Source organism: Paraplanobispora siamensis (assembly GCF_016863175.1).
Classification (GTDB): Bacteria; Actinomycetota; Actinomycetes; order Streptosporangiales; family Streptosporangiaceae; genus Planobispora; species Planobispora siamensis.
This window is the reverse complement of record NZ_BOOJ01000051.1, coordinates 66,960-89,384: the sequence shown is the minus strand read 5'-3', so window position 1 is coordinate 89,384 and position 22,425 is coordinate 66,960. Positions and strand designations below refer to the sequence as shown.

Sequence of the window (22,425 nt, the reverse complement as noted above, 5' to 3'; positions counted from 1 at the left end):
ATGCCGCAGGTTGCGGTCCCCCGGACGACGGCGAGCTTGCTCCGGCGTGAAAACAGGAGAGGACTTTGGTCCCTGACCTCGCACGTGGGCGATCGGCGATGCTGGAAGTATGAAACTCGACTCTGCCGGTCTGCGGGTGCTCTCCCACGAGGAGTGCATGAATCTGCTGGCGACGGCGCCGATCGGGCGGATCGTCTTCACCGATCGTGCCCTCCCGGCGGTGCAGCCGGTCAACTTCGTGCTGGACGGCACCGACATCGTCATCCGCACCACGGTCGGCTCCAAGCTGGCCGCGGCGACCCGCCGGGCCATCGTGGCCTTCGAGGCCGACGCCTTCGATCCGGAGGGCCGGACCGGCTGGTCGGTGACGGTGGTGGGGCACGCGCGCGCGGTGGACGACCCGGCGGAGGCCGAGCGGCTGGCGGGGCTGCCGCTGACGCCGTGGGCGCCGGGCAGCCGGGACCACTACATCGTCATCGCGGCCGAGCAGGTGTCCGGCCGCGAGATCACCGGCGGGTGACCCCGCCGCCCGCGCCGAGATGGCGCGCCAGCTCGTCCTGGTAGGGGAAGCTCCCGGGCTCGTACGAGCACCAGGGCTCCTCGGCGAGGGCGTCGCCGCCGACGGCGTAGGCGCGGGAGCGGGAGCCGCCGCACACGGTGCGGAACTCGCAGGCGCCGCACCGCCCGGCCAGCCGGTCGGGGTCGCGCAGCGCGGTGAACACCGGGGAGGTCCGGTAGATCTCGGCCAGCGGCCGGTCCCGTACGTTGCCGGCGGACAGCGGCAGGAAGCCCGACGGGGAGACCTCCCCGGTGTGGGAGACGAACACCAGGCCGCGGCCGGCGCCGACGTCGATCGGCGGGCGGCGGGTGCGGGTGGCCTGGATCAGGCCGGAGTGCACGGCGCGCCGCCGCAGGCTCTGATAGAGCGGTCCCAGGCCGAGTGCGGCGACGTGGTCGGCGCCGCGCTCGTGCAGGATGTGCCGCTGGATGGCGACCCGGCGGAAATGGTGGGCCTCGGTGGCCTTGACCGGGACGGCGGCTCCGACGTCGTGGGCGAAGTTCAGGACGTCCTCGGTCTCGGCGGCGCTCAGCGAGGTCAGGCTGCGGCCCCGGCCGGTGGGGACGAGCAGGAACAGGCTCCACAGCAGCGCTCCCCGGTCGCGGACCAGGCGGGCGATGTCGGGCAGGTCCATCAGGTTGGTACGGGTGACGGTGGTGTTGACCTGCACTTTGAGCCCGGCCTCGCGGGCCTGCCGCCAGGCGGCGAGGGTCCGGCCGAACACGCCGCCGAAGCCGCGGAAGTCGTCGTGCCGGGCGGCGGTGGCGCCGTCGAGGCTGAGAGAGATCACCGAGGCGCCGGCGTCGCGCAGGCGGGTGAGGGCGGCGGGGGTCAGGGCGGGGGTGGCCGAGGGGGAGACCGACGGGGACAGGCCGAGTTCGCGGGCGCGGCTGACCAGTTCGTACAGGTCGGGCCGCTCGAAGGGATCGCCGCCGGTGATGACGAACAGCGGGGCGGGGCGGCCGAAGGCGGCGATCTGCCGCATCAGGCCGGTGGCGTCGGCGGTGGTCAGCTCGGCGGGGTCGCGGTCGGGGCTGGCCTCGGCCCGGCAGTGCAGGCAGGCCAGCGGGCAGGCGCGGGTGGCCTCCCAGATGACGATGAACGGGGCGGTGGCGACGTCGCGGCGGACGTGCCGGACCGGGCGCGGGCGCCGCTCTCCCGCGCCCGGCGTCTCCGCCGCGACGGATGCGGTGGAGTCGTCTGCCGCGACCGCCGTATCGGGGACGCCCGCCGCGACGGGCGTGCCGGGGGTGCCCGGGGGGTTCATGACGCGCTCCCTTCGCCGCGGCCGGCGCCGAGCAGGTGGCCGACGACGTCGGCGGCGGTGTGGTCGTCGGGCAGGTCGCCCAGGAAGGCCAGGTCGGCGCCGAGGGTGAGCAGCGGAGGTTCGGCGTAGCCGTCGGAGCGGTGCTGGCCCAGCCCGATGGCGCTGACCAGGCCGTTGCACAGGCAGCGGCGCCCGTCGGTGTCCTCGACGGTGCGGCCCTTGCGCAGGTGGGCGTCGACGGGTTCGGCTGGGCAGCGGTAGCCGAGCGCGCCGCCGGGTCTGAGGTAGGGCGTGCGCAGGTGCCCCAGGTCGCACAGGCGGGGCCGGGCGGCGTAGACGGCGGCCTCGGACAGGGTGCCGGGGACGTCGGCCACCTTGAAGGGGAACCCGGCCGGTGAGGCGTGCGGGTCGTTGCGGACGGTCAGGGCGCCGTCGGCGGCGCGGCGCAGCAGGGTGCGTCTGAGCGCGTCGTCCAGGCCGGATTCACGGCACAGCGCGAAGGCGGTGCCGACCTGGACGCCGGAGGCGCCGGCCAGCAGCGCCCGGGCCAGGCCGCGGGGACCGGCGTAGCCGCCGGCCAGCCAGAACGGCAGGCCGAGCGCGGCGACCTTGGCGGTGTCGGGGTGGTCGCGGGGCCCGTACACGGGTTCCCCGGTCTCGTCCAGGCGCATGCGGCCGCGCGGGGGCGCGCTGTGGCCGCCGGCGGAGGGGCCTTCCAGGACGAAGCCGTCGGGCCGGGTCTCGGGCCTGCGCGCCAGGTAGGCGGCCAGGACGTCGGAGGAGACGATGGCCAGCAGCCGGGGCCGTTTCAGGTCGGGCAGCCGGGCGCCGGCGAGCAGATCGGCCGGATCGACGCCGGCGGTGTGGCGGTCGGCGGAGGCGGCTCCGGCGACGGTGACCGACACCTCGGCGGGGCGGTGGGCGGCGAGGGCGTCGAGCAGCCGGGGGATCTCCGAGGGGATGCCCGCGCCCATGAGCACGTAGTCGGCTCCGGCCAGCAGCGCGCCGTAGGCCGCGGCGGGCGTGGCCATCTGGATCTTCTCCAGGTAGTTGACGCCGACGGGGCCGTCGTGTCCTTCGCGGGCGAGGAACACCTCGGCGAAGTTGGCGGCGACGGTGAGCTCGGTGCGGTCGCGGTTCGGGCGCAGGCCGAGCCGGGGCACGGGCCGGTACGGCGTGCCGGGGGCGATGCCGTCTTCGACGTGATAGCGGGCCAGGATGCGGTCGGCGACGCCGGGCAGGGGCAGGGCGGCCAGAGCGCGGCGCAGGTCGCCCCCGGGGTCGCCCTGCTGGAGGCGGCGGGCGAGCATGACGTCGAGGGCGACGCCGGAGACCACGCCGAGCTGTCCGGTGCGGGCGACGGCCCGGGCGAGCCGCCACCCGGAGACGCCCACTCCCATGCCGCCCTGGATGATCCGGGGGAGCCTGTCCGGGGGTGCGGCGCCGGTGGACGCTTCGGCGATCGTCACGGGGGAGACCTCCTGCTCGACGGCGGTTCGGCCGGCTCTGCACCGGCCGGGTGCGGGTGAGATTCAACCGGGCCCGCGCACGGGCGGCGTAGTGACCAAAGTCCCGAAGGCAGAGGTCGCCGGTCACCTGCGGACCGTCCTGCCGGATCGAGAGCAGCCGGTCACCCGCGGACCGGGCTACTGGACCGTGAACAGGACGGTGCCCACCGCGACGAACGCCGCACCCGCACCCATGAGCACCGCGCCCAGGCCGATCGCCAGGGAGGTGACCTGCCAGGCCTGGTAGGCGCTCATCAGCGAGGCGCGCAGGGTCTCACCCATGAAGGCCGTCTGGCGCAGCGTGGCCAGAGCGGAGTCCTCGCCTCCGGCGGCGTGCAGGTCGGCGCTGATCTCCGAATAGCTGCGCCCCCCGGTGGCCTTGCGCACGTTGTCGCCGATCATCTCGGAGAAGACGCGGGCCTGAGTGCCGTTCTCCACCCGGCGTCCGGCGTAACGACTGCGCTCGGCGGACAGGCCCTTCTCCGGGAAAGTGATCTTCTGGCGGATGAGCTCGTCGCGGATCTCCTCCTTGCCGCGCATGCCGCGCACCGTCATCACGGCGCCCGCCGTCAGCATGGCGACACCGACGCCGCCCAGCAGCAGCATCACCGTCAGCCCTCGCACGTTGTCCACCGGTTCTTCTCCTTGCCGACTCACGATGAGATCCATGGGGTGGGCGGCCGGTCTGCGACCGGTCCGGCGCGGGGCCCCTCTCCGACAGGCCCGCAAAGAAAGAGTCGGCAGCGGCACCGGTGCCGGACAGAGCCACCGGTCCCTGATATCCGGGATGAAAGTCCCACCGGCGAGCCCGGAGGGGGCGGCGTCACTCCCGCCTGAGGGCTCCCGGGGCCCGGATGCCCGATCCGGGACCGAGGTCGTGGCCGTAAAGGACCTTCGACCCCGGCGGATCCGGGCGGTCCTGCGGCATTGTGGACCGCGGGCACTGACACGCCGTGCGCACCGCACGCCGGAGCGTGACCGCGAGGCGGACGACGCCGCGGCCCGCCGTACCCGATCTTCCATCTCCCGCAGGAGCGAGGACGACCATGAGCACGCAGGCACGCATCAGATCCCGGGAACTACGCGACGCCCGGGCCGCCGCCGAACGCCGCAGGAGAAAGCGCAACCGCGCGATCGCCGCGGGCGGCGCGGTGGTCATCGCCTGTCTCCTGATCGCGATCGTGGTCGGCCTGGTCAACGCGGCGGGGAGCGGGGACTCCCCGACCGCCGCGGCGCCGCAGGGCAAGGCCGTCGCCCCGGCGATCGCCACGCCCGGTGGGGCCCTGGCCGTCGGCGACGCCGCCGCACCGGTGAAGCTCGAGGTCTATCTCGACTACATGTGCCCCTTCTGCGGGCGCTTCGAGCAGGCCAACAGCGGTGAGCTGGACCGGATGGTCGCCGAGGGCACGGTGCGCCTGGAGCTGTACCCGCTGTCGTTCCTGGACCGGATGTCCGACGGCTCGCAGTACTCGACCCGGACCGCGAACGCGGTCGCCACCGTCGCCGACCGGGCGCCCGGCAAGCTGCTGGCCTTGAACACGGCGCTGTTCGCCCGCCAGCCCGCCGAGGGTACCAAGGGCCTGTCCGACGGCGAGATCGCCGACCTGGCCCGAGGGGCGGGCGTGCCGGAGGACGTCGTGGACGCCTTCGACGACCGGATCTTCCAGCCGTGGGTCACCAAGTCCACGGCCGCGGTGTTCGAGACGGGCATCGAGGGCACGCCCACCGTGAAGATCAACGGCACGGTCTTCACCGGTGACCTGTACACCGCCGGGCCGCTGACCTCGGCCGTGGCCGCCGCCGAGGACGCGCGGTGACCACCCCCCTCCTGACACGCCTTCACGGCATCAGGCACACCGACGGCTGGATCTTCGGAACCATGCTGCTGTCGGCGTGCCTGAGCCTGGCCGCGTCCTTCGTGCTGTCCATAGACGCGCTGCGCCTGGCGGCCGACCCCGGCACCAGCCTGTCGTGCAACATCAACGACGTCATCAGCTGCGGGACGGTCGCCACCTCCTGGCAGGCGCAGCTGTTCGGATTCCCCAACGCCTTCCTGGGACTGGTGGCCGAACCCGTCGTGATCACCATCGCGGTCGCGAGCCTCGGCGGGGTGCGCTTCCCGCGCTGGTTCATGCTCGCCGCCCAGGTGGTCTACGCCCTCGGCCTCGTCTTCGCCTACTGGCTGTTCTCCCAGTCGATGTTCGTCATCGGCGCGCTGTGCCCGTGGTGCCTGCTGGTGACCGTCTCCACGACGCTGGTGTTCGCCACGCTGACCCACGTCAACATCCGCGACGGCAACCTGTTCCTGCCGCCCCGCGCGCAGGCGGCGGCCAAGAGGTTCATCGACGCCGACCTCGACCTCATCGCCGTCACCATCTGGATCCTGGTCCTCATCCTGGCGATCGTCCTGAAGTACGGCCCGGCGCTGCTGGCCTGAGGCCGGGACGGAAGGCCCCGTCCCCGGGGACGGTTCTCCCCGCCCCCGACCGGCCGTCACCGGGCACCCTGGAGTCACTGACGGAAATCGAGCGGTAACACCATGTGCAACTACTGCGGCTGCCGGGACTTCCCGCTGATCGGCCGGCTCTCCGAGGAGCACTGGCACATCGGCGGCGGGGAGCACGGCCTGTTCCCCGCTTCGGTGATCATGCTGCCGATCGCCGCCTGGGACCGCGTCACCCCGGAGCCGTCCGCGGTCGGGGAGTAGACCGGAGAGCGGAAGACCGCCGCGGGGAGGCGAAGGTCCCCGCGTTCCAGGGTCCAAGGTCCCGTCCCGAAGTGACCTGAGCCGGTGACGCCGCGCGGAGGTCGGGTCCTAACGTTCCAGCCATGTCCGATGCGTACCCGTTCCGCCGCCTGGCCGGCTCGCGGTTCGCCACTCCCATGACCGGCCTGCACATCCGCCGGGTCTTCGACGAGCGCTGTCCCGCGGCCTGACGCCCGCCCGGGCCTTCCGACCGCTTCCTGCGGCCTTCGCCGCCGCGACCTCGCCGAGGACACCTCTCCATGTTCGAATCCATACTCGAAGACCTCCACGCCGCCTGCCGCCGCGATCCCGCCCTGTACGGCTCCCGCGTGCTCGAAGCCGCGCTGTACCCGGGCCTGTGGGCGGTGTGGGCCCACCGCCCGGCCCACCGGCTGCACCTGCGGGGCGTGCCGTTCGCGCCACGCCTGATCTCCCAGCTCACCCGGGCCCTGACCGGCGTCGAGATCCATCCCGGCGCCCGCCTCGGACGACGGCTGTTCATCGACCACGGGGCCGGCGTCGTCATCGGCGAGACCGCCGTCGTCGGCGACGACGTCACGCTCTACCACCACGTCACCCTCGGCGGCCGGGGCTTCCGGTCCGACGGCAAGGGCGCCGCCCGCCACCCGGTCCTCGGCGACCGGGTCACCGTCGGCGTGGGCGCCTCGGTCCTCGGGAGGGTGTACGTCGGAGACGACGCCTCCATCGGCGCCCACTGCCTGGTCCTGGCCGACGTGCCCGCCGGGGCCCGGGTCTCGGCCCCGCCCTCCACCGTCGCCTTCGTCACCGCCACCACGGCTACCGCTCCCACAGCCGCCGCTGCCGCCGCCCCGAACGTCCGCCCGCTCCCGATCACCAGGAGATAGCCGCCGTGTCCGCGATCCACCCCGACGTCCTGTCCCTCATCGGCCGCACCCCGCTGGTCCGGCTGTCGCGCTTCGGCGCGGGCCTGCCCGGCGACCTCGTCGCCAAGCTGGAGTCCGCCAACCCGGGCGGCAGCGTCAAGGACCGCATCGCCCGCGCGATGATCGAGGCGGCCGAGGACGAGGGCCGCCTCACCCCCGGGGCGCACATCGTCGAGCCCACCAGCGGCAACACCGGCATCGGCCTGGCCATGGTGGCCGCGGCCAGGGGCTACCGGCTGACGCTCACCATGCCGGAGAGCATGAGCATCGAACGCCGGGCCCTGCTCGCCGCGTACGGTGCCGAGATCGTCCTGACCCCGGCCCTGGCGGGCATGAAGGGCGCGGTCGCCGCGGCCGCCGAACTGGCCGGCGAGCACGGCTGGTTCATGCCCCAGCAGTTCGCCAACCCCGCCAACCCCGACGTGCACCTGCGCACCACGGCCCAGGAGATCTGGGACGACACCGACGGCGCGGTCGACGTCCTGGTCTCCGGCGTCGGCACCGGCGGCACCGTCACCGGGGTGGGCCGGTTCCTGCGGGAGAAGAAGCCCGGCGTGCGCGTGGTCGCGGTCGAGCCAGCCGAGTCCCCGGTGCTCTCCGGCGGCGAGCCGGGACCGCACGGCATCCAGGGCATCGGCGCGGGCTTCGTGCCCGAGGTGCTGGACGTCGGGGTCTACGACGAGATCATCCGGACCGACGTGGACGGCGCCCGGGACACCGCCCGGCGGCTGGCCCGCACCGAGGGCGTCCTCGCGGGCGTCTCCGGCGGCGCCGCCCTGCACGCCGCCGCCGTCGTCGCGGCGCGGCCGGAGAACGAGGGCAGGCTCGTCGTCGTGGTCCTGCCCGACACCGGCGAGCGCTACCTCAGCACCCCGCTGTTCACGGCGTAGGGGGCGCCGTACGACCGGCGGCCCACCGGCCCCGGAGGACCCACCGGCTGTGAAGAACCCACCGGCCGTGAAGAACCGACCGGCCCACCGGCCGGAGGACGACAAGGAGTCCCCATGACCGCGCAGACGACAACGGACCCGCAGGACGCCGTCCTGGCGGCGATCCGCGCCCACCACGACCAGCTGGGCCGTACGGTCTCCGACCACACCGTGACCATCGCGCGCTCCATCGACAAGCTGACCTCGCCGTCCGCCCGCCAGGCGGTGCTGGTCGCGTTCTGCGCCGAGGAGGTGCTCCCGCACGCGGAGGCCGAAGAGGAGACGCTGTACCGCGTCGCCGACGCGCTGCCCGCCACCCGGCTGCTCGTGCGGGCCATGCGCGAAGAGCACGTCCTGCTGCGCGAGCGGGTCGGCGAGCTGGAGCGGGCGAGCACGTGGGGAGAGATCGTCGCGGCCGCCGCCGCGCTGAACGCCCTGTTCCAGTCGCACCTGGACAAGGAGAACACGCTCCTGCTGCCCGCGCTCGCCGACGCCGGCTTCGACCTCGCCGCCCTGCTGGAGGGGATGCACGAGATCCTCGGCGCCCCGGCCGAGCCCGAGGGCTGCGGCTGCGGCGGTTGCGGATGCGGCGCCCGGGAGGCGGCGGGGAACGCGGGAGGCGCGGGAGGCGCAGGCGGCGGTTCGGAGCCCGTCGTCGGCGAGCTCGACGTGCGCCGCCTGGTCCCGGCGCAGCGGCACGCCCAGATCTTCGCCGCGTTCGGGGAACTGCCCTCGGGCACGGCGTTCGTGCTCGTCAACGATCACGACCCCAAGCCCCTGTACTACCAGTTCGCCGCCGAGCACCCCGGCGGCTTCACCTGGGAGTACGCCGAGTCCGGCCCGGAGGTCTGGCGGGTGCGCATCGGCCGCCCCTGACCGCCGCTCTACTACGGTGGATCGGCGCGGCTCCGGAGATCCATCCGGCGAGCGGTCTCCCCCGGGGATCGGGCACGGTCCGCCCCTACGACGGCCGGTAGCATCGAAGCGTCCGGGCGGAGGGGAGTCGCGTGTGATGCGTGGTCTGGGAGACCTGGAGTCCGCGATCATGGATCGGCTGTGGTCGTACCGCCGGCCCGCCTCGGTCCGGGACGTGCTCGAGGATCTGCGCCGTGACCGGGAGATCGCCTACACCACCGTCATGACCGTGATGGACAAGCTGCACACCAAGGGCCTGCTGCGCCGCAGGCAGGTCGGCCGGGCGTACGTGTACGAGACCGTGGCCAGCAAGGAGGCCTACACCGCCGAGCTGATGCGCGCCGCCCTGTCCTCCGGCGGCAACCAGGCGGCCACGCTGGTGCACTTCCTGGAGCGGCTGACCCCGGAGGAGTCGCAGGCGCTGGAGGCCGCGCTCCGGGTGTATCCCCCCGGGGGACACGCATGATCGCAGCCGCCGTCCTGGCGCTGTACGCCGTCGCCGCTGCGATCGCGGCGCCCCGGCTGCTCAGCCGGGGCGCCTGGGCCGAGCGCGCTCCCCGGCTGGCGATCAGCCTGTGGCTGGCCGCGTGCGTCTCCGCGGTCGCCTCCGCCGTCTTCGCGGCGCTCGCCGCCGCGATCCCGGCCTCCGTGGTCGGCCACGGGCTGGCGGCGTTCTTCGAGGCGTGCGCGGCGCTGCTGTCCCACGGGGAGGTCCTCGCCTCGCCGGCCGCGTACGCCGCCCTGTCCGGCGCCGCCGCGATCGCCGCCAGGATCGCCTACTGCGGGGCGGCCGTGCTGGTGCGGGCCCGCCGCGAACGACGCCGTCACGCCGGCATGCTCACCATCCTCGGCCGCCATGACGGCGAGCTGGGCGCGGTGGTGCTGGAGCACGACGAGGCCGCGGCGTACTGCCTGCCCGGCAGGAAGGGCAGGGCGGTCATCACGACCGCCGCCCTGCGGGCCCTGGCCCCCGAGCAGGTGGCCGCCGTGCTCGCGCACGAGCGGGCGCACCTGCGGGGACGCCACCATCTGGTGCTGGCCGCCGCCGAGGCGTTCTGCCTCGCCTTCCCCCGCCTGCCGCTGTTCACCCGCGCCGGAGCCGAGGTCGCCCGGCTGGTCGAGCTGCTCGCCGACGACGTCGCGGCCCGCCACCATCCGCGCGTCCACATCGCCGCCGCGCTGGTACGGCTGGCCACCGGCCGGGCCCCGGTCTTCACGCTGGGGGCGGGCGGCGAGACGGCGCTGACCCGGGTCAGGCGCATGCTCCACCCCGCCGCTCCGCTCCGGCGCGGCGAGCGGCTGGCCGGGCTGGCGGCCGTCGCACTGCTGCTCGCGGGCCCGGTGGCCGTGGCGGCCGTCCCGGGCGTGAGCTCGTTGCTGGCCCACCACTGCCACACGCTCTCGATCTTCTAGCCACCGCTGACGACGTTTCCGCGAGTCCCACGCGGGCGGCGACGGGTCATCAGCGGTGACGGGCCTCAGAGCGGACGGGCCTCAGAGCGGACGGTCCTCAGAGGCGGTCCAGGAGCCGGCGCATCTGCTCGATTTCGGCCTGCTGGGCGGTGGCGATGGTCGCGGCCAGCCGCTTGGCCTCCGGGTCGGCGCCCTGGGCCCGCTCGGTCTCGGCCATCTCGATCGCGCCCTCGTGGTGGGCGATCATCCGCTCGGCGAACATGCGGTCGAAGACCGCGCCCTTGGCCTCCCGGAGCGCGGTCATGTCCTGCTCGGTCATCATGCCGGGCATGTCATGACCGCCGTGGCCGCCCTCGGGCTCGACCGGTGCGCCCCAGGAGGTCAGCCAGCCGGTCATGGTGGCGATCTCCGGATCCTGGGCGCCCTTGATCTTCGCCGCGAGCTCCTTGATCTCCGGGTCGGCGGCCCGGGTCGCGGCCAGGTCGGCCATCTCCACGGCCTGCCGGTGGTGCGGGATCATCATCTGGGCGAAGGCGACGTCGGCGTCGTTGAAGGCGGCCGAGGACCGCGCGCTCGCGGTGGCGGCCGGAGTGCCGCCGTGACCGGCGGTCGTCGGGTGATCCTGGCCGCCGCAGGCGGTCAGCAGCACCAGGGCGCCGGCTCCGGCCGCGGCGGTCAGGGCGATTGCGCGCACGGTGAATCGATCGGTGGACATCTGTGGCTCTCTTTCGGGTTCGTCGTTTCCGCATGCCGATCGTTCGCGGACGGGACTCGGGCACCGTCCGCCGAGGTGATCGGCCTATATGCGCAGAACCGAAAGGCGGGCCAGGCGTACGGCCGTGCGCCGCGGCGGGGACCGGGCCCCGCGGGCTCCCGGCCGGGCCCCGATGGCGCCGGTGTTCCTCCGGTGCCGCGCGCGCAGCAGCACCGCCGCCATCAGGAGCAGCAGGAGCGAAGGGAGGACGGCCAGGCAGACCGAGGCCGGATCGAGACGCGGGAGCGTGCCTCCGAGGCCGGAAGCCTCCTGCCCGACTCCGGCTCCGGCTCCGGCTCCGGCTCCGGCTCCGACATCGACTCCGACATCGACTGCGACGGTGGGCGGGGGAGCGGGCGGCGCGTGCGCTCCCTCATGGCCCGGGGTGGCGCCGTACCCCTGGTGGTGATCCAGATGTCCCAGCGTGTGCATGGCCGCCACGCCCAGGACCAGCGCGACGAGCATGAGCAGACGGGACACCCACCCGGTGAACCGCCGGGCCTGCCCGTCCATCGTCCCCCCCCTGCGCCCTGGCGACCGACTGCATCTGTGTCCCCATCCTACGATCTGCCATCGTAGGTCGGTCGGTGCACCCCTCATGGATGAAATCTCCAGCAGGACCGGCACTCGTCCGGCGTACAAACCCCTACTATCACCCATCGAAGCAGAAGCAGCCCGTTCAGCGAGGACGGGCGTGGCGGCCGCCCGTACGGCGGTGCCGGCCGCGCGTCCGCCTGTGCGCGGGGCGCCTCGGCCCCGGTGAGCCGTTCCGGCCGCCCGGGCGCCGGTTCAGGAGCTGCCTGCCGGTGACCGCTCCTCCGACGGCCGCGCCGATGGCGGTGAGGAGGATCCCGGTGGAGATCCCGCCGGAGTCGTCGACGGCCGAGGAGGCGGTGACGGCTTCGGCGGTCTGCTCCGGAGTGGGCGATGCCTGCTCCGGCGCCTGGCCGGCGGTGGGGGAGGCCGCCGGAGTCCTCACCCCGGCCCGCGCGCCTCCCGCCGGAGGGGGAGCGGTCGTCACCGGTTCGGACCCGGCGTCGTCCGGGATGACCACGGGCTCGGCGGGGTCGGTGTCCCTGACCGACCAGGCACGGGTGGAGAACGGTACCGGGTGGTTCTTCCTGCCCACGCCCGGACCCCACTTGGTGATCACGTAGTCGACCTTGATGTGGCCGAGACCGCCGTTGCCCCGCACGGTCAGCGTGTCCGGGTCGAAGGTGCCGCCGGTCAGCTGGGCGAAGGTCTTGGCGTCCAGGTCCAGCATGATGCCGCGGTTGGAGGGCTCGCCGGGGCCGCGGTCGCCCACGAAGAACGGGGCCTTCCTGCCCTTGTAGAGGACGTAGCCCTCGGTCAGCAGCGGCCAGGAGGGCGAGGCGGCCAGGCCCTTCTGCATGGGCTTGCCCGAGGCCGGCAGGCCGGTGTCACCGGCGCGGCCGGAACCGTCGTCCCAGAAGTAGGAGGCGGTGGTGGCGCCCTCCAGCATGACCTGCCGCTCGTTGTCCGCCTGCGCGGCGGCGCCGGTGACCGGGCTCGCCCCGGTGGCGAGGACCAGCCCCATCGCGGCGGTCAGCACGCGGGGACGGCCGGTACGGCGGACGGCGGGCGCCATGGGGAAAGAAGACCCTCCACGGAGAGACGGGGACGTCTTCGACCGCGGCGGCACCGGGGCCGGTGCCGCCGTCGAGCGGTCGTCCTCTCCACTGGACCCGGCGAACGTAGCGGGAACGGGAGCGCGGAGGGTGCCGAAGGGGTGCGGAGCTCAGGAGCGCACCAGGCGGGCGATGGCGTCGGCGGCCTCCTTGACCTTGGCCTCGGCCTCGGCGCCGCCCTTGGCGGTGGCGTCGGCCACGCAGTGCGCCATGTGCTCCTCCAGCAGGGCCAGGGCGAAGGACTGCAGGGCGCGGTTGGCCGCGGAGACCTGGGTGAGGATGTCGATGCAGTACTTGTCCTCGTCGACCATGCGCTGCAGCCCGCGCACCTGGCCCTCGATGCGGCGCAGCCGCTTGAGGTGATCCTGCTTGTCGTGGCTGTATCCGGCCATGTCCCCGCCTCGGGTCGTCTTCGCTTCACCTTCAAAACACTATACCCCCCTATGGTATTTCGAATGCCGACCGGAAGATAAACCGAACACTGATGTTCGGGTTGTGTTATCTTAAGCCGAACATGGATGTTCGATTTAAGGCAGGTCTCATGGCTCACCCCGCCGCCCCCCTCCACCCGGCCCCGCACCCCGCGCCGCCCGACCCCCGCCGCTGGCAGGCCCTGACCGTCCTGTGCCTGGCGCAGTTCATGGTGATCCTCGACGTCACCGTGGTGAACATCGCCCTGCCCGCCATCGGCGCCGACCTCGCTCTCGACCGGTCCGCCGCGACCTGGGTCGTCACCGCCTACACGCTCTGCTTCGGCGGCCTGATGCTGCTCGGCGGCCGGCTGTCGGACCTGTACGGCCGCCGCCGCGTCTTCCTGGCCGGCCTGGTCGTGTTCACGCTGGCCTCGCTGGTGGCGGGCCTGACCGGCTCGGGCGCGCTGCTCATCGCCGCGAGGGCCGCCCAGGGCGTGGGCGCCGCGCTGCTGTCGCCGTCGGCGCTGTCGATCGTGACCACCGCCTTCCACGGGCCCGAGCGGCACCGCGCGCTCGGCGTGTGGGCGGCGATCGGCGGCGGTGGCGCCGCGGCGGGCGTCCTGCTCGGCGGGGTGCTCACCTCCGGGCCCGGCTGGCAGTGGGTGTTCTTCATCAACGTCCCGGTCGGTGTGCTGGTCGCCGTGTCGCTGCCGCGGCCGGTGGGCGCGGCTCCGGCCGCCGCGAGCGGCGGCCGGCTCGACCTGCCCGGTGCGGCCCTGGTCACCGCGGTGACGGCGAGTGTCGTCTACGGTCTGGTGCGGGCCGGGGACGAGGGGTGGGGCGACCCGTGGACGCTCGCCGCGCTGGGCGGCGGGCTGGTCCTGACCGGGGTCTTCGTCGCGGTCGAGCGGCGCTCTCCGGCACCGCTGGTCCGGCTCGGCCTGCTCACCCGGCGCCCGGTCGTCGCCGGCAACGTCGTCATGCTGGCCGCGTCCGGGCTGCTGCTGGCGGCCTTCTTCCTCACCTCCCAGTACATGCAGCACGTCGCGGGCCTGTCCGCGCTGGAGACCGGTCTGGCGTTCCTGCCGGTGGCCGTCGCCACGGTCGTCGGCGCCCACCTCGGCGCCCGCCTGGTCGCACGGATCGGCGGCCGGGCCGTGGCCGCGTCCGCCTTCGCCCTCACCGCCGCCGGGATGGCGCTGCTCTCGCGACTGCCGGCACGGCCGGACGTGCTGACCGACCTGGAGCCCGGGTTCGTGCTGGCCGCACTGGGACTCGGGGCCGCGTTCGTCACCGCCACCACCACCGCCATGGCCCACGTCGCCCACCACGAGGCCGGTGTGGTCTCCGGCCTGGTCAACACCGGACACGAGCTCGGCGCCGGTCTCGGGGTCGCGCTCATCTCCACCCTCGCCGCGACCGGCATCGGCGCCGCGCAGCTCGACGGTTTCACCGGCGCCTACCGAGCGGCGGCGATCGGCGCGGCCGTCGTCGCGGTGGCTGCCGCCTTCGTCCTGCCCAAGGGCCGGCCTCCGGCGACCGACGGCCCGATCTTCGCCCACTGAGCGGCCCGGACCGATGCTCCATCGGTCCGGCCTTCACTCATGAGCAGGCCTTACCGATGCCTTATCGGTCCGATCTCCCCTCACCGAGAGGACCGTGTGCTTGCCTCATCAGCCGGATCTTCGCTCATCGGGCGGGCCGTACGCTTGCCCCATGGCCACCGACTCCACCGGTTCCGCTCCCGGCGCCGGCCCCCGCACCAGGCGCCGGGCCGACGCCGAGCGGAGCATCGCCTCCATCGTCGAGGCCGCGCTCGCCGCCTTCCGCCGGGACACCGACGCCACCATGGCCGACATCGCCCGTACCGCCGGGGTCGGCCGGGTCACCCTCTACAGTCACTTCCCGTCCCGGGAGGACCTGCTCGACGAGGTGATGAGACGCGCGATCGACGATGCCCGCGTCGTCCTGACCGCCCTCCCTGCGGAAGGGCTGCCCGCCCGGGAGGCGCTGGCGGGGGTGATCCGCTCGTGCTGGCAGGTCCTGGACCGTTACCGGAGCCTGCACGCCGCGGCCACACGCGTTCTCGGCCCCGAACGCATGCGCGCCCACCACGACGAGCCCATGGCCGCGGTCGGTGCGCTGGTCGACCGCGGGCGGGAGGACGGCAGCATCCGCGCCGATCTCCCGCGTGACTGGCTGCTCGCCACGGTCTACAGCCTCCTGCACGCGGCCGCCTCCGAAGTCGAGGCGGGGCGGCTCCCGGCGGGGGAGGCCGCCGCCGTCCTGGAGGCGACCGTGGACTCCGTGCTCACCCCGGTCCGATCGCCGGCCGCTGACTCCCGGTGACGCCCTGGTCCTCGGCGCGCCCCGGTCTCGGTGACGTCCCGGTTCTCAATGGCGCCCCGGGCTCTCAACGGTGCCCTGGTTCTCGGTGGCGCTGCCGGCTCTCGGTGACGTCCCGGCTCTCGGTGACGTCCCGGTTCTCAGTGGCGCGGCCGGTTCTCGATGACGCGGCAGCGTCCGACAAGGACGGTCATCCGGTTGCCGCGGCGGGAGGCAGCGGTAGCCCTCAGGGGCGCGGGCGGCGGCGCAGCCAGTCCCAGAAGCTGCGGCGCGGCCGCCGGACGACGACGGATCCGCTCTTCACCGAGCCCGACACGGTGACCAGCAGATCGACCGGTGCCCCGGGTTCGAGCCGCGCGCGTTGCCGGATGCTGCCGCTGCGGACCGTGACGCTGTCGACGTCCGCCGCCACGCCGGGCGGCACGATCAGCAGCAGCTGGCCGCTGCCGATCGCGACCGAGAGCTCCATGGTCGGCTGCGTGAGGACGGCCTGGGTGAAGTCGAGGATCGCGTGCCCGCTGCCGATCTCCACCTCCATGCGGCGGGGAACCGCCCAGACCCCGTCCCGCCGGATCTGGCCGCTGCCGGTCTTCAGCTGGACGAGTTCCTTGGAGACCGGGGTGGGAGTGGCCACGCCGGGAGCGGCGGGCAGGTCGCGCAGGACCGCTTCGAGCTCGCCGTACGTGCGCGCCGCCAGCGCCACCTCGAGCCGCTGGTCGAGCTCCTCCATCGTGAGGCGGCCGTCGCCCGCGGCGACCCTGAGCTTCTCCGCGACCGCGTCGCGCTCCTCGTGTGAGACACGTAGGTCACGGCGCTCCGGCACCAGATCACCCGACATATCGCGAAGTATAGTGCGCCCACATCGATAATTGCGATCTTGAGGGTCGCCTCTGGCCGATCGCGCCCGATGCGGTGAAGCGGCCCGGGACGGCGTTCAACCGACGGGCCGGTGGCCCGGGTCCCGCTCCAGCAGTGCCCGCACGCCGGGGACGACGGTCGCGCGGAACGCCGTGTTCAGCTCGGCCGGGGTGGCGACGATCTCATCGTCGGCCCAGGCGCGCGTCATGGCCATGAACGCTCCGACGACGCAGGTGACCACCAGGTCGAGGTGGGCGGAGGGGGCGGCGCCCCGGGCGAGCAGTTCGTCGCGGACGGCGGCGGTCAGCAGGCGCTCTCCGTGGGCCACCACCTCCCGGCCGCCGCGCCGTCCGAGCAGCGCGCGCACCAGCCTGCGCTGCTCCCGCACGTGCTCGAACATCGCCAGGCTGAAGGCGAACAGCGGGCCGTCGGCGCTCGGGGACGCACGCAGGAAGTCCAGCTCCTCCAGGGAGCCGAACAGCACGGCCTGCTTGTCGGTGAAGTGGGCGTAGAAGGTCGAGCGGCCGACGTCCGCGCGGTTGATGAGATCGGTGACGGTCACCGGCTCATAGCCCTTCTCCAGGATCAGCTCCATCAGCGCGCGCCGGATCGCCGTGCGGGTGCGCCGTACCCGCCGGTCGGCGTTCCCCCGGTTTCCGGGCGCCGCGTTTCCGGTCACTTCACCGCTCCCCGTCCCGTACGGCACACCGCGCCGAAAGTGGTCGTTGATCCATCACGCTAGCGAACGGACCATTCATAAGTGAACACATTGTTCGAGAGGAGAGAGACGATGGCCCTCGGGAAACTGCTGCACGACCACACCGGACACACCGGCGAGGCGGGAACGATAGACCACCCGCGCGCCTACGAACTCGTGGCCGGGATCGGCTTCCTCGGGCGGCGGCGCGAGATCTTCACCCGGCTGGCCGCGCTGTCCGGAGTGCGCCCGGGTGCCCGCGTGCTCGACGTGGGCTGCGGCACCGGCTACCTGACCCGGATCCTGGCCCCGGTCGCCGGCCCGTCCGGGCACGTGACCGGCGTCGACCCGTCGGAGGCGATGATCGCGCACGCCCGCCGCCGCGCCCCGGGCAACTGCTCCTACCAGGTGGGCGCCGGCCAGGCGCTGGAGGTGCCCGACGCCTCCGTCGACGTGGTGGTCTCCAGCCTGGCCGTGCACCACATGCCGGCCGACGCGCGCGGCACCGCCGTACGGGAGATGTTCCGGGTGCTGAAGCCGGGCGGACGCCTGCTGATCGCGGAGTTCCGCCCGCCGTCCAACCACCTGCTCACCCACCTGGTCGGCGCCCTGACCGGCCCCGAGATGCGGCACAGCCCGAAGGACCTGCTCGCCGGCCTGATCCCGGAGGCCGGGTTCCACGTCGAGGACGAGGGCGACCTGCCGGTCATGCTCTTCTACGTCCGGGCCGTACGGCCGGCGGCCTGACCCGCCGCGGCGCCCGCCGGCCGGGGGCGGGCGGTCAGCGGACGGGGTCGGGCAGGACGTCCGGGGGACGGCGGTGGCGGGCCCCGGGCGCCGGGTGGTCGTGGTCGGGGTGGTCGTGGTCCCGATGGGCGCGGCGGGCACTGGCCAGCGCGGCCAGGGCGGTGGTGATCGGGACTGCCGAGATCAGCCCGAGGGTGCCCGCGACGCTGCGGACGATCTCCTGGGCCAGGACGGGGTTGGTCACGACCTGGCCGATGGGCTCCTCGCCGACGCTGATGAGCAGCAGCAGCGGCAGGGACGCGCCGGCGTAGGCCAGGACGATCGTGTTGATCACCGAGGCGATGTGGGAGCGGCCGACCCGGGCGGCGGCCCGGTACAGCTGGGCGAAGCCGTAGCCGGGATTGGCATGGGCCAGCTCGGCGACGGTGGCGGCCTGGGTGACGGTGACGTCGTCGAGCACGCCGAGTGAGCCGATGATGATGCTCGCCAGCAGGAGCCCTTGGGTGTTGATGCGGTAGCTGCTGTCCAGATAGAAGGAGCTCTCGTCGGTGATGCCGTTGAGGTCGACGAGGCCGATGGCGACGTAGGACAGCACGCCGGTCAGGCTGAGGCTGATCACGGTGCCCACGATCGCCGTCGAGGTGGTGACGTTGAAGCCGTGGGTGAGGTACAGCACCGTGAGCATGATCGCGGCCGAGCCGATGATCCCCACCAGCAGCGGCGGCTTGCCGGCCAGGATCCCCGGGATGACGAACATCAGCAGCAGGACGAAGGTGATGGCCAGCCCGACCAGCGCCGACACCCCGCGCCAGCGGCCGAAAGCGATCACGGCCAGCGAGAACGCGGCGCCGACCAGCCACAGCGGGGTGGACCGGTCGTGGTCGGAGATCTGGTACGGCGGCACGTCCAGCGTGGTGTCGGTGGTGTGGATCAGCACCACGTCGTCGCCCTCGGCGAACCGCTGCGCGCCGGGACCGCTGGGCAGCGGGCTGGTGACGCGCTGCCCGGAGTCCTCTCCGCTGGTGAGCATGACCCTGGCGTCACCGCAGGTGGCCGGGTCGGGAGGCGCCGTCGCGGGCTGGGGCTGCCCCTCGATGGGAGGTTCCTCGGGGCAGGGGGTGAGGGTGATGCCGGTGATCGTTCCGGTGACCCGCTCCAGCTTCGCCTGCTCGGCGGTGGAGATGGGCTCGGTCGGCCACATCCACACCAGCGCCGCGAGGGTGGCGACCGCCAGGGGGACGATGACGGCCAAGGTCGCCCACACCGTCGCCCGTGATCGGGGGACGGCGGGACCGTGCGAGTGGTTGGCACCCATGGCGTCGGAGCTCTCCTTGCAGGCGGGTTCGCGGGAACGGGCGGTGCCGCCACGGGGCCCGGCCGGCGCGGTCCGGGCCCCGTGGGGGCGGTTCGTACCGTCCTAGGTTAGGAGTACGGCGCACCGCTCTCGTGCGGCTTCGGCGCACCGGCCGCCCCGCCGGAACCCAGAACCCCGATTCTCACGGACGACCCGCGGCGCACCTCACTTCCAGGACGCCACCTCGGGGAAGGCCGGGGAGGGCCCGTCCAGCAGCTCCCGCCCGCGCCCGCGCAGGTGCCGGTCCATGAAGGCGGTCACGTAGGCCCGGGTGACCTCCAGCTCCCTGGCCGTCCGCCCGGCCAGCAGCGGATAGTCCGTGAAGGAGACGTGGTCGCCGCCCTTCACCGAGAACCAGCGCTTCCAGCCCGTCATCAGCGCCCAGTCGCGGCCCCAGGTGAAGTCCTGGCCGCCCGGCTCGTGGATCTCACCCGCCCCCATCAGCATGAACGGCCGCGCCAGGCCCCCGGCCGGGAGGGACGCGAAGAAGGTGCCGTCCATGTTGACCCCGGCGCGCACCCGCCCGTCCTTCAGCATCGTCCAGGACGTGCTCGAACCGCCCAGCGAGTGCCCGGCCATGCCGACGCGCGAGCGGTCGATGAGCCGGGCGCCCTTCCACACCGGGTGCCTGCCGAGCAGCTCGTCGAGCACGAACGACACGTCAGCCTGCCGTCCCGCGACCGCCTTGGCGCCGAACGCCCACGGGTCGGCCTCCTGCTCCGCGCAGGCTGCGCACCGGGCCAGCCGGCCGCCGGGCAGGCTGGTGCCGTACGACTCGTGGACGTGGTCGACGCCGGCGACCACGTAACCCCGGCTGGCCAGCTCCTCCGCCAGCGCGGTCAGCGACGAGCGCGGCATCGTGAACCCGGGCGAGAGCACCACCAGCGGCAGCGTGCCCCGGCGCCCCGCCGGACGGGCCCCGGCGACGGCGTGCGTCCTGGCGCCGCTGACCGCCCGGCTCGGGACACCGGTGACCTTCTGGCCCTCCAGCAGGGCCGCGGCCTCCTGGTCGGTCATGTACGGCGCGGGCCGGCCGCCGCCCTTCTCGGCCGGGTACCACAGCGAGACCATGAGCTGCCTGGTCTTCTCCGCGGGCACCCAGGGGTCGGGGCGGCCGCGGTCGACCAGGTGCAGGCGGACCGTCCCCACCGGCCGGGGTCCGGTCGGCGCGGGAAGCACCAGGCTCGCGTCCGGGGCGGGTTCGAGTCGTGCCGGGGCGGCGGCGTGGGCGGGTACGGCCGCCAGAAGGGCGAGCAGGCCCGCCGTGACGGCGCCCGCGATGCCGGCGCCGCGCGTGATCTTGATTTTCATGCCGCCCATGATTTTCGATCACGCGCGGGCCCGGCTTCGTCCGAACGTCCGGCTTCACCTGCTACTCCGGGCGGAGGCCCGGTGCCGTGTGCGACTCCGGGATGATCGGCTCACGGAGCCGGAGCCGGAGCCGGAGCCGGGGTCAGGGCCGGTCGCGGGGGCGCTTGCGGGCGGGCGGGACCGGTTCCGGGGCGGCGCCGGGGACGACGGTGTTGGAGACGGCGCCGATGCCCTCGACGGTGAGGGTGACGACGTCGCCGGGCTTCAGCGGGGGCGGGTCCTGCTCGCCGCGCAGGCCCCACAGCTCGGCCAGGCAGCCGCCGTTGCCGCAGGTGCCTGAGCCGAGCACGTCGCCGGGCCGTACCCACGCGCCCCGGGAGGCGTAGGCGACCAGCTCCTCGAACGGCCAGCCCATGTTCGACAGCAGGTCCCGGCCCACCTCGACCCCGTTGACCTCGGCCGTCAGGGCGAGGCGCAGGAAGCCGTCGGCGTCGCGGTACGGCTCCAGCTCGTCGGCCGTGACGATCCACGGGCCGAGGGTGGTGGCGGAGTCCTTGCCCTTGCAGGGGCCGAGGCCGACCTGCATCTCCCGCGACTGCAGGTCGCGGGCCGACCAGTCGTTGAAGATCGTGTAGCCGAAGATGTGGTCGCGGGCCCGCCCGGGGGACAGGTCGCGGCCCTCGCGGCCGATGACCGCGGCCACCTCGAGCTCGAAGTCCAGGGCGTGGCAGCCCGGCGGCACGGGGACCTCGTCGTGCGCGCCGACCATCGCGTAGGGGTTGGTGAAGTAGAAGGTCGGCGCGTCGTACCAGGCGTCGGGGACGCCCGCCGCGCCGCCCACGCTGCGGCGCACGCCCTCGACGTGTTCCTCGAAGGTGACGAAGTCGCGGACCGAGGGCGGTTCGACCGGCGGGAGCAGCCGTACCTCGGCCAGCGGCACGGCCGCCCCGGTGTCCGGGACGGAGCCGGTGCGGATGACGTCGAGGAGGTCGGTCCCCTCGGGGAAGGGCAGGACGGCGTCGCCGTCCACGACGCCGCTGCGGCGCAGTCCCCGGTGGCGGTAGGCGGCCAGGCGCATGGTGCTCTCCAGCGAGGGATCGGAGGATCAGACCGGCGGGGCGACGAAGACGCCGCGGTCGACGTCGTTGAAGGACTCCTTGGCGATGAGCTCGTTCATCGGGTTGGCGGTGCCCCACTGGTCGGTGACCTCGGGCTGGGAGAAGTCGTAGACGTGCGGGTGCCAGGCGTCCTCGTCCAGCTCCTCCAGCTCGGTGGTGTACTCGACGGTGTTGCCGTGCGGGTCCATGAAGTAGGAGAAGGTGTTGTCGCCCGCCAGGTGGCGGCCCGGCCCCCAGATCATCCGCACGCCCGCGCGCAGCAGCCGGCCGGTGCCGTACATGTACTCGTCCAGGCCCCGCAGCTCGAAGCTGATGTGGTGCAGCGAGGCGTGCGGGCCGCGGGCGATGGCCATGCTGTGATGCCGGGGGCTGCAGCGCATGAAGTGCATGACCTTGCCCATGCGCGGGTGGGCCAGGGTGTCCGACAGCGCGAAGTCCAGGTGGGTCTCGTACCAGGCGCGGGTGGCGTCGATGTCGGGGGAGTTGAGCACCACGTGCGACAGCCGCACCGGCACCGCCTCCTTGGCCTCCAGCCTGCGGTGGGCGCGCACGGCGACGTCGGCGGAGACCTCGACGGTGCGGCCGTCGAGGTCGAAGAAGCGGAAGCCGTACCCGCCGCCGGGGGTGTCGAGCTTGCCGGGCTCGGAGATCAGCCGGACGCCCGCGGCGCGCAGCCGCTCGGCGAGGGCGTCGACGTCGGCCGGGGCGGCGGCGCCGAAGGCGACCAGGTCGAGGCGCTTGTCCTCATCCTTTCGCAGCCGGATGATGTACTGCTCGGGCGAGCCCTCGGCGGCCAGGAAGCTGATCCCGGAGTCGTTGGCGACCTCGGTCAGGCCCCAGACGCCGGCGTAGAACCCGCGCTGCCTCTCGTAGTCGGGCACCGCCAGGTCGACGTGGCGCAGGTGGGTGATGAGACGGTCGGACATGGTGGTTGTT

General features: G+C 73.6%; 25 protein-coding genes. 12 read left to right on the top strand and 13 right to left on the bottom strand.

Annotated features, from left to right (window positions below; genetic code table 11):
• The first annotated feature begins 109 nt into the window (after positions 1-109).
• Complete coding sequence (locus Psi01_RS28970; RefSeq protein ID WP_204067288.1) at positions 110-520, top strand: pyridoxamine 5'-phosphate oxidase family protein; 411 nt, start codon at positions 110-112, stop codon at positions 518-520.
• Here Psi01_RS28970 and Psi01_RS28965 read toward each other — a convergent pair.
• The 3 genes from Psi01_RS28965 to Psi01_RS28955 all read right to left on the bottom strand — a co-directional run bounded on the left by Psi01_RS28965 (position 507) and on the right by Psi01_RS28955 (position 3,967).
• Positions 507-1,826: a TIGR04053 family radical SAM/SPASM domain-containing protein gene (locus Psi01_RS28965; protein ID WP_204067287.1), complete on the bottom strand. Its 1,320-nt coding sequence runs from the start codon at positions 1,824-1,826 to the stop codon at positions 507-509. The two genes, Psi01_RS28970 and Psi01_RS28965, sit on opposite strands and share 14 nt — an antisense overlap.
• Complete coding sequence (locus Psi01_RS28960) at positions 1,823-3,295, bottom strand: nitronate monooxygenase (protein WP_239128117.1); 1,473 nt, start codon at positions 3,293-3,295, stop codon at positions 1,823-1,825. The genes Psi01_RS28965 and Psi01_RS28960 overlap by 4 nt, the downstream gene beginning before the upstream one ends.
• 177 nt (positions 3,296-3,472) lie before the next feature.
• Entirely contained in the window at positions 3,473-3,967 is a 495-nt protein-coding gene (locus Psi01_RS28955) for a hypothetical protein (protein ID WP_204067286.1), read from the bottom strand.
• A gap of 413 nt (positions 3,968-4,380) precedes the next feature.
• Between Psi01_RS28955 and Psi01_RS28950 the strand changes: the two genes are divergently transcribed.
• The 8 genes from Psi01_RS28950 to Psi01_RS28915 all read left to right on the top strand — a co-directional run bounded on the left by Psi01_RS28950 (position 4,381) and on the right by Psi01_RS28915 (position 10,242).
• Positions 4,381-5,151 carry a DsbA family protein gene (locus Psi01_RS28950; RefSeq protein WP_204067285.1) on the top strand — a complete coding sequence of 257 codons (771 nt, stop codon included), beginning with the start codon at positions 4,381-4,383 and terminating at the stop codon, positions 5,149-5,151.
• A complete protein-coding gene (locus tag Psi01_RS28945; protein ID WP_239128116.1) occupies positions 5,148-5,771 on the top strand; it encodes a vitamin K epoxide reductase family protein in 624 nt (207 codons plus the stop codon). The genes Psi01_RS28950 and Psi01_RS28945 overlap by 4 nt, the downstream gene beginning before the upstream one ends.
• Positions 5,772-5,873: 102 nt before the next feature.
• Positions 5,874-6,041, top strand: a complete 168-nt coding sequence (locus Psi01_RS28940) for a hypothetical protein (RefSeq protein ID WP_204067284.1) — start codon at positions 5,874-5,876, stop codon at positions 6,039-6,041.
• A gap of 299 nt (positions 6,042-6,340) precedes the next feature.
• A complete protein-coding gene (gene epsC, locus Psi01_RS28935) occupies positions 6,341-6,946 on the top strand; it encodes a serine O-acetyltransferase EpsC (RefSeq protein WP_239128115.1) in 606 nt (201 codons plus the stop codon).
• Between the two features lie 5 nt (positions 6,947-6,951).
• Positions 6,952-7,875: a cysteine synthase A gene (gene cysK / locus Psi01_RS28930; protein ID WP_204067283.1), complete on the top strand. Its 924-nt coding sequence runs from the start codon at positions 6,952-6,954 to the stop codon at positions 7,873-7,875.
• A 114-nt stretch (positions 7,876-7,989) separates the two neighbouring features.
• Entirely contained in the window at positions 7,990-8,790 is an 801-nt protein-coding gene (locus Psi01_RS28925; RefSeq protein ID WP_204067282.1) for a DUF2249 domain-containing protein, read from the top strand.
• Between the two features lie 136 nt (positions 8,791-8,926).
• Positions 8,927-9,295 (top strand): BlaI/MecI/CopY family transcriptional regulator, encoded by a 369-nt coding sequence (locus tag Psi01_RS28920; RefSeq protein WP_204067281.1) that lies wholly within the window; start codon positions 8,927-8,929, stop codon positions 9,293-9,295.
• Complete coding sequence (locus tag Psi01_RS28915) at positions 9,292-10,242, top strand: M56 family metallopeptidase (RefSeq protein ID WP_204067280.1); 951 nt, start codon at positions 9,292-9,294, stop codon at positions 10,240-10,242. Before Psi01_RS28920 ends, Psi01_RS28915 begins: the two co-directional genes overlap by 4 nt.
• A gap of 97 nt (positions 10,243-10,339) precedes the next feature.
• On the opposite strand, the gene Psi01_RS28910 is transcribed toward Psi01_RS28915, so the two are convergent.
• The 4 genes from Psi01_RS28910 to Psi01_RS28895 all read right to left on the bottom strand — a co-directional run bounded on the left by Psi01_RS28910 (position 10,340) and on the right by Psi01_RS28895 (position 13,037).
• Positions 10,340-10,957 (bottom strand): DUF305 domain-containing protein, encoded by a 618-nt coding sequence (locus Psi01_RS28910; RefSeq protein WP_204067279.1) that lies wholly within the window; start codon positions 10,955-10,957, stop codon positions 10,340-10,342.
• A gap of 84 nt (positions 10,958-11,041) precedes the next feature.
• On the bottom strand, positions 11,042-11,509 hold the full coding sequence (locus Psi01_RS28905) for a DUF6153 family protein (RefSeq protein WP_204067278.1): 468 nt from the start codon (positions 11,507-11,509) through the stop codon (positions 11,042-11,044).
• A 166-nt stretch (positions 11,510-11,675) separates the two neighbouring features.
• Positions 11,676-12,605 carry a hypothetical protein gene (locus Psi01_RS43560; RefSeq protein WP_373872518.1) on the bottom strand — a complete coding sequence of 310 codons (930 nt, stop codon included), beginning with the start codon at positions 12,603-12,605 and terminating at the stop codon, positions 11,676-11,678.
• Between the two features lie 150 nt (positions 12,606-12,755).
• Positions 12,756-13,037, bottom strand: coding sequence for a metal-sensitive transcriptional regulator (locus Psi01_RS28895; RefSeq protein WP_204067277.1), 282 nt, complete (start codon positions 13,035-13,037; stop codon positions 12,756-12,758).
• A gap of 149 nt (positions 13,038-13,186) precedes the next feature.
• On the opposite strand from Psi01_RS28895, the gene Psi01_RS28890 reads away from it, so the two are divergent.
• Positions 13,187-14,623: an MFS transporter gene (locus Psi01_RS28890; RefSeq protein WP_204067276.1), complete on the top strand. Its 1,437-nt coding sequence runs from the start codon at positions 13,187-13,189 to the stop codon at positions 14,621-14,623.
• 151 nt (positions 14,624-14,774) lie between these two features.
• Entirely contained in the window at positions 14,775-15,407 is a 633-nt protein-coding gene (locus Psi01_RS28885; protein ID WP_204067275.1) for a TetR/AcrR family transcriptional regulator, read from the top strand.
• Positions 15,408-15,630: 223 nt separating this feature from the next.
• Here the strand turns inward: Psi01_RS28885 and Psi01_RS28880 are convergent, their stop codons facing one another.
• Together Psi01_RS28880 and Psi01_RS28875 are read right to left on the bottom strand one after the other, a co-directional pair.
• Complete coding sequence (locus Psi01_RS28880) at positions 15,631-16,242, bottom strand: DUF1707 SHOCT-like domain-containing protein (RefSeq protein WP_204067274.1); 612 nt, start codon at positions 16,240-16,242, stop codon at positions 15,631-15,633.
• Between the two features lie 96 nt (positions 16,243-16,338).
• Positions 16,339-16,941, bottom strand: a complete 603-nt coding sequence (locus Psi01_RS28875) for a TetR/AcrR family transcriptional regulator (RefSeq protein WP_204067273.1) — start codon at positions 16,939-16,941, stop codon at positions 16,339-16,341.
• Positions 16,942-17,052: 111 nt separating this feature from the next.
• Here Psi01_RS28875 and Psi01_RS28870 point away from each other — a divergent pair, with 111 nt between their 5' ends.
• Complete coding sequence (locus tag Psi01_RS28870; protein ID WP_204067272.1) at positions 17,053-17,706, top strand: class I SAM-dependent methyltransferase; 654 nt, start codon at positions 17,053-17,055, stop codon at positions 17,704-17,706.
• Positions 17,707-17,740: 34 nt separating this feature from the next.
• Here Psi01_RS28870 and Psi01_RS28865 read toward each other — a convergent pair whose 3' ends face one another.
• The 4 genes from Psi01_RS28865 to Psi01_RS28850 all read right to left on the bottom strand — a co-directional run bounded on the left by Psi01_RS28865 (position 17,741) and on the right by Psi01_RS28850 (position 22,415).
• A complete protein-coding gene (locus tag Psi01_RS28865; RefSeq protein WP_204067271.1) occupies positions 17,741-19,021 on the bottom strand; it encodes a YibE/F family protein in 1,281 nt (426 codons plus the stop codon).
• Positions 19,022-19,225: 204 nt separating this feature from the next.
• On the bottom strand, positions 19,226-20,371 hold the full coding sequence (locus Psi01_RS28860) for an alpha/beta hydrolase family protein (RefSeq protein WP_239128114.1): 1,146 nt from the start codon (positions 20,369-20,371) through the stop codon (positions 19,226-19,228).
• A 142-nt stretch (positions 20,372-20,513) separates the two neighbouring features.
• The gene (locus tag Psi01_RS28855; protein WP_204067270.1) at positions 20,514-21,449 is read right to left on the bottom strand and encodes a fumarylacetoacetate hydrolase family protein; all 936 of its coding nucleotides are present in this window, start codon (positions 21,447-21,449) and stop codon (positions 20,514-20,516) included.
• A 27-nt stretch (positions 21,450-21,476) separates the two neighbouring features.
• A complete protein-coding gene (locus tag Psi01_RS28850) occupies positions 21,477-22,415 on the bottom strand; it encodes a VOC family protein (protein ID WP_204067269.1) in 939 nt (312 codons plus the stop codon).
• Positions 22,416-22,425 lie beyond the last annotated feature (10 nt).